A 254-nucleotide genomic window follows, 5' to 3' on the forward strand; every position below is an offset into this window, starting at 1 on the left:
ATCTTGACCTGATAATCATTACGTCCCAGATAGTCCAGCTTGCCATCCGGCCGCCAGCGCACCAAATCCCCGGTTTTATACAGCCGGGTATAACCCCGTGCCTTGTCTTCATCCGTGGCAAACGGGTTGACCACAAAGTGCTCAGCAGTCAGTTCAGGCTGGTTTAAATACCCCCGTGCTACCCCGGCACCACCGACATACAGTTCTCCCGGCGCACCTATCGGGGACAGATTACCCTGTCCATCCAGCACATA

Annotated in this window: 1 protein-coding gene; it reads right to left on the bottom strand. The window is 55.1% G+C overall.

All coding sequences use genetic code 11. The annotated features are described in order from the left end of the window. Positions 1–254, bottom strand: a 254-nt coding sequence (locus AAC147_RS12065; protein WP_047686681.1) for an AMP-binding protein, incomplete at both ends; no start/stop codon positions are given.

The sequence above is a fragment of the Xenorhabdus sp. NBAII XenSa04 genome (genome assembly GCF_963866145.1).
Taxonomy (GTDB): domain Bacteria; phylum Pseudomonadota; class Gammaproteobacteria; order Enterobacterales; family Enterobacteriaceae; genus Xenorhabdus; species Xenorhabdus indica.